This is a genomic window from Bartonella tribocorum, from assembly GCF_002778015.1.
Lineage (GTDB): Bacteria > Pseudomonadota > Alphaproteobacteria > Rhizobiales > Rhizobiaceae > Bartonella > Bartonella tribocorum_B.
Genome location: NZ_NJPP01000055.1, coordinates 1 through 4337, shown reverse-complemented (window position 1 = coordinate 4337; position 4337 = coordinate 1). Strand labels below are relative to the sequence as shown.

Here is a 4337-nt window from a genome sequence, read left to right as displayed (position 1 = left end):
TGCATTTAAATCGACAAAAAGGTATCTTACAAAGCGATTTAAAGATTTTATGATAAAAACACATCTGCAATATAAAAAGCTCTGTACAGTCAAATTTAAGACAAATAGACCAATTAGTAAAATTAGGAATTAAAACATGGAAATTTTAAAACAACTGTTCTTAACAAATCATAAACAGCCAATGCAAAAAATGCAAAAAAAGTTTATCGCAACGGCTGTTGGGTATGTTCCTTGGGGAGACGGAGCGGCAGAGTATTTTTACAACCTCTACGAATATGAAGACGGCACAAGAGAGTGTAAAAAGTTTGACGGCGGTTAGTATTACACCATACCAGAAAATGCAGATTTTAGCACCAAGGCGCAAGTAAAAGCATGGGTTTACGATGGTGCTATTCTGAAAAGCGTGCTCAATTACGAGCCTCTTATAGACGAGATTAACAGAGAGATCAAAAAATTATATGAAGTTTCTTGATAACATGTCAACAATGTGTCTATTGTCGAATCAGGTGCCTCAAAAACACCTTAAAACAACTAGCGGATTAGTTGCCGAAATAACTAATCTTCCGCAATTTAAAAGCTTTGACTCATTGTATGCTACACGCATATAATGACTTTGTCGGGTGTGGTTATGCCATATAATACCCTTTTGGGGAAAGCATAACGACGGACTAGTTGCCGTGTTTTTGAGCACCCGGCACTCTTTAGAGTGTCAATCAAAAACGTCTAACAACTAGGAGTTCACAATGAACACTCTTATAAAAATTACGGAACAAACAATTGATCAGGAAGCTGTTCAAACTGTTAACGCACGTGAATTACATGCATTCATGGAAATAGGAAAACGTTTCGCTACTTGGATTACAGATCGTATTAATCAATATACATTTGAAGAAGGTAAAGACTTTATAAAAACACAAGATTTGCGGTTCCCAAAATTGGGAAGCGCAAAATCTAGAGCTGTCACAGTAATAGAATATTACCTCACATTAGACATGGCAAAAGAACTTTCCATGATTGAACGCAATGAGAAAGGCAGACAAGCTCGTCGTTACTTTATTGAGTGTGAGAAAAAGTTAAAAAGCCAATCTGTTGATTATGACCGTGATACACGCTTTGATTTTCCAAAAGATTGGGATAAAATGTCTCCAACTAAAAAAGCTGTTTACATTTATGGTCCTCTCCATATGCATCTTGTTAAAGCCTTTACATTGATAGAAGAAAGCAAACAGTATAAAATACTCATTGAAGAAGCAAAACAGGTTTTAGAAAAATCTGTTATAAAAGCTGCTTAGATTTAAAAACATGATTTTATCTTCTCGTCTTCAAAGGCGAGGAGATAGTTAAGCTGCATCTTTTATTGTAATAACGACTTGCTTGCCAAGAATGCTCAATGCTTGCTCTAAAGTTTGAAGCTTCGTTGGATAATTGGGGTCAAGAATGCGTCTTGCTTCGGTTTCTTTTTTACCCAAACGATGAGCCAATTCTGTTTTTGTAATATTCGCTTCATTAAAAGCTTCTACCACTGCGAGCTTAAGAGCATTCCACGCATCTACCGTAACCTCTACAAGACCTTTATATTGCTGTGGTACAGGTAAAGGTAGACCACGCATAGAATAGCTCCGTAATGCCAACCCTAAAGCTTCAACAGCATTCTCTAATGCTTCTGCTCTATTTTCTCCAGCTGTTATTGCTTCAGGTACATCTGGAAAAGTAACAACAAAACCACCATCCGGATCAGTTTCAAATTTTGCTTGATACATATATTCCATGTTTAGGTCTCCTCACTATGATCAAACTGCTTTTGAAACGAAAATTCAAAAGCGTTTGAATTATAAATTTCATATTCCCAATTGTTTTTTATTATTTTCACATAAAGTGGCGTTAATTCTCCCGATTTTATAACTGTTGTTTTGTCTCCAAAAGTTACCAAATAATGTGACCCCTTGCCTGCATCTGGAGCTTCACTGTAATGAAAACCTCTTTTTCTTGCTTCTTTGCGTAACTCTCTAAGCAGCGCTTCTCGTTTCATTTAACCTCCCCTTAATTTCATAAAATTAACATCGTACAAAAAAGTTCGACTGTCAATAATAATCAATAATAAATCGAACAAAAAAGCCGTGCCTTTTTATGACATAGTTATTGAGTGAGTTTATCAAATAAATTATAATTCAATACTTTAAAAAACTATTATTAATTAACTGAAATAATTGAAAAAATAATAAAATTATGATAGGATTTTGTACGTATTTAAATACAAATTTAAGGTAACAAAAAACATGCTAAACAAAGTGACATTAATCGGACGCCTTGGTGCTAACCTCGAAAGCAAAACCATGACTTTTGGAGCTGAAATAGTCAATTTTAGGTTGGCTACTTCTGAAAGCTATACGGATAAAAACACGCACCAAAAAGTAGAGAAAACTGAATGGCATTCCATTGTGGTTTTTAATCCACATTTGGCAAAAATTGCTCTTCAGTATCTCAGTAAAGGTTCAAAGGTTTATGTAGAAGGCAAATTACAAACCCGTAAATGGCAAGATAAAAACGGTCATGATCGTTACACAACAGAGATTGTCTTGTCACAATATAAAGGCGAGTTGCATTTGCTTGATGCCAAGAAAGAGCAATCTACCCCCTCACCCATTACTTCTCAAAATTATGCTATCGCCTCTGGTGCCTCCGATTATAGCGTATCTCTTAATGACAGTATGCCATTCTGATTGAAAAAATATGACAAAAAGAAAAAAACATGCAAAATGTGGACGCCCTCGTATTAAGGGATGTATCAGAGAACCCAATGGTCGTATCTCACGGACAAAAATGCCTCATGACCCCATTGAGAAATTAGCAATAGAAATGCGTGCCAAACGCTTTGGCTTGACCATAGAAGAAGCAAAAAATCCGCTTTCCGGTACCTATATCGGACGGCTTTATCTGCAAGGTGTGATTAACCAAGATCAGTATGATGCAGCACAAAAATACCTTGAAGTGAGAAATAATTACCTCTGTGCAAAAGCCTTACCAAATGCAATTTATGATGACTTTACTCCATCTTTAAATGAAGAGGCAAAAAAACAATGGATTGAAAAAACTACTCATTACTATGAAGCAATAAAAGAGGTGCTAAAAGAAGCACAATGCCTTTATAGACAGCACAACCTTTATGCCGCGCTACAGTATCTTGTTAGTGAAGATCAATCACTGCCACATCTTGTCGGTTCGCTGTATGTTGCTCTGAATGCACTTCATAAACATTTTACACAAAAACGCTGAATTTTAAGCAGCATTTTGAACATTGATAGTGATCTCTTTTCCAAGAGCAATGAGAGTGGATTCTAAAGCATCTAATTTTGTTGCGTGGTTTAAATCCAACAATCGGTCAATTTGTATTGGGTGAAGTTTTAAAAGACGCACGAGATCAGCTTTGCGTAAATTCTTTTCAACCATAGCGTTGTGTATTGCAATTTTTAAAATAACTAATGAAGATACCTCAACAAAAGGATAGGCAGCATCACGAGCTCCAAAAGGGACAACTTCTCGATCTTGGAAACGCCCCATAATAACTGTTAAAAGGGCATTTTTAGCGTGTTCCAAAGCCTCTTTTTCGTCGTTACCATAGGTAATAAATTCTTGAAAGTCTTTGGAAACGACAAGAAGAGTATCATTGTCATCTTTGATAAATTTAAGTGCATATTTCATTTACATCTCCATATTCAGACTTACCTTAGGTCAAGATCTTTAAGAATCTTTTGAACTAATCCCGTTCCTAATTCTTTCCGCGTACCATGCATAGGTAAAACCGTTTTTTTAGAACCACGTTTTACAAGCAAATGCCCGCCTTTCCCTGAGGTAAAACTGCAACCATGTTTTGTAAGATATCTTTTTAATTCTTGACTGTTCATAAATATAATATAACATCTAAAATGTTTAAATACAACATAAATGTTGTTATTTGTAGAAAATTAAAAAGCAGCTTTTAAAATACTAAGTTTTGATCAAAAAATAAAAAAATACAAAATATAGATTTTTTCTATTGACAATGCATGAAAAATCGTATTTAGTAACAGTACGGTAGTAGTTGTATTGCGTCTAAAATTCAAAAATATCCCTTAAAATTTGATAAAATCTTAAGCTTTCAAGAGGGCTTAAATTACTGTTTTTATTGATAAAACAGACTAATCTATTTTGCACATATCAAACGCCATTCAGTAACCAATGATGTCATTAATTCATTGCCTCAAAAGGAGCGAAGATGAAAGCAATCATCACCAAGCCAATGTGTGTTGTTGGCGATAATAAAAGCACTGTTCGTTTTGAAACTTCAACTCCCAATAATC

7 protein-coding genes and 1 pseudogene are annotated in these 4337 nt (G+C 35.0%); 4 read left to right on the top strand and 4 right to left on the bottom strand.

Going from position 1 to position 4337, the window contains the following annotated elements; genetic code table 11:
• The first annotated feature begins 136 nt into the window (after positions 1-136).
• Together CEV08_RS08900 and CEV08_RS08890 are read left to right on the top strand one after the other, a co-directional pair.
• Positions 137-472 (top strand): annotated as a pseudogene (locus CEV08_RS08900) (hypothetical protein).
• Positions 473-743: 271 nt separating this feature from the next.
• Positions 744-1292: an antA/AntB antirepressor family protein gene (locus CEV08_RS08890; protein WP_100131250.1), complete on the top strand. Its 549-nt coding sequence runs from the start codon at positions 744-746 to the stop codon at positions 1290-1292.
• 48 nt (positions 1293-1340) lie between these two features.
• Here the strand turns inward: CEV08_RS08890 and CEV08_RS08885 are convergent, their stop codons facing one another.
• Together CEV08_RS08885 and CEV08_RS08880 are read right to left on the bottom strand one after the other, a co-directional pair.
• Entirely contained in the window at positions 1341-1769 is a 429-nt protein-coding gene (locus CEV08_RS08885) for a type II toxin-antitoxin system HicB family antitoxin (protein ID WP_100131249.1), read from the bottom strand.
• Positions 1770-1771: 2 nt separating this feature from the next.
• Positions 1772-2029 carry a hypothetical protein gene (locus CEV08_RS08880; RefSeq protein ID WP_100131248.1) on the bottom strand — a complete coding sequence of 86 codons (258 nt, stop codon included), beginning with the start codon at positions 2027-2029 and terminating at the stop codon, positions 1772-1774.
• Positions 2030-2276: 247 nt separating this feature from the next.
• On the opposite strand from CEV08_RS08880, the gene ssb reads away from it, so the two are divergent.
• Together ssb and CEV08_RS08870 are read left to right on the top strand one after the other, a co-directional pair.
• Complete coding sequence (ssb, locus tag CEV08_RS08875) at positions 2277-2720, top strand: single-stranded DNA-binding protein (protein ID WP_100131247.1); 444 nt, start codon at positions 2277-2279, stop codon at positions 2718-2720.
• Positions 2721-2730: 10 nt separating this feature from the next.
• Positions 2731-3273, top strand: a complete 543-nt coding sequence (locus tag CEV08_RS08870; protein WP_100131246.1) for a hypothetical protein — start codon at positions 2731-2733, stop codon at positions 3271-3273.
• A 3-nt stretch (positions 3274-3276) separates the two neighbouring features.
• On the opposite strand, the gene CEV08_RS08865 is transcribed toward CEV08_RS08870, so the two are convergent.
• Together CEV08_RS08865 and CEV08_RS08860 are read right to left on the bottom strand one after the other, a co-directional pair.
• A complete protein-coding gene (locus CEV08_RS08865; protein WP_100131245.1) occupies positions 3277-3699 on the bottom strand; it encodes a HicB family protein in 423 nt (140 codons plus the stop codon).
• A gap of 20 nt (positions 3700-3719) precedes the next feature.
• Positions 3720-3902 carry a type II toxin-antitoxin system HicA family toxin gene (locus CEV08_RS08860; RefSeq protein ID WP_100131244.1) on the bottom strand — a complete coding sequence of 61 codons (183 nt, stop codon included), beginning with the start codon at positions 3900-3902 and terminating at the stop codon, positions 3720-3722.
• Positions 3903-4337 lie beyond the last annotated feature (435 nt).

Excerpts from the sequence above, each read along its gene's own strand:
- CEV08_RS08865 (WP_100131245.1), bottom strand. The coding sequence starts at position 3,699 with ATGAAATATGCACTTAAATTTATCAAAGATGACAATGATACTCTTCTT.
- CEV08_RS08860 (WP_100131244.1), bottom strand. The coding sequence starts at position 3,902 with ATGAACAGTCAAGAATTAAAAAGATATCTTACAAAACATGGTTGCAGT.
- ssb (WP_100131247.1), top strand. The coding sequence starts at position 2,277 with ATGCTAAACAAAGTGACATTAATCGGACGCCTTGGTGCTAACCTCGAA.
- CEV08_RS08870 (WP_100131246.1), top strand. The coding sequence starts at position 2,731 with ATGACAAAAAGAAAAAAACATGCAAAATGTGGACGCCCTCGTATTAAG.
- CEV08_RS08885 (WP_100131249.1), bottom strand. The coding sequence starts at position 1,769 with ATGGAATATATGTATCAAGCAAAATTTGAAACTGATCCGGATGGTGGT.
- CEV08_RS08890 (WP_100131250.1), top strand. The coding sequence starts at position 744 with ATGAACACTCTTATAAAAATTACGGAACAAACAATTGATCAGGAAGCT.
- CEV08_RS08880 (WP_100131248.1), bottom strand. The coding sequence starts at position 2,029 with ATGAAACGAGAAGCGCTGCTTAGAGAGTTACGCAAAGAAGCAAGAAAA.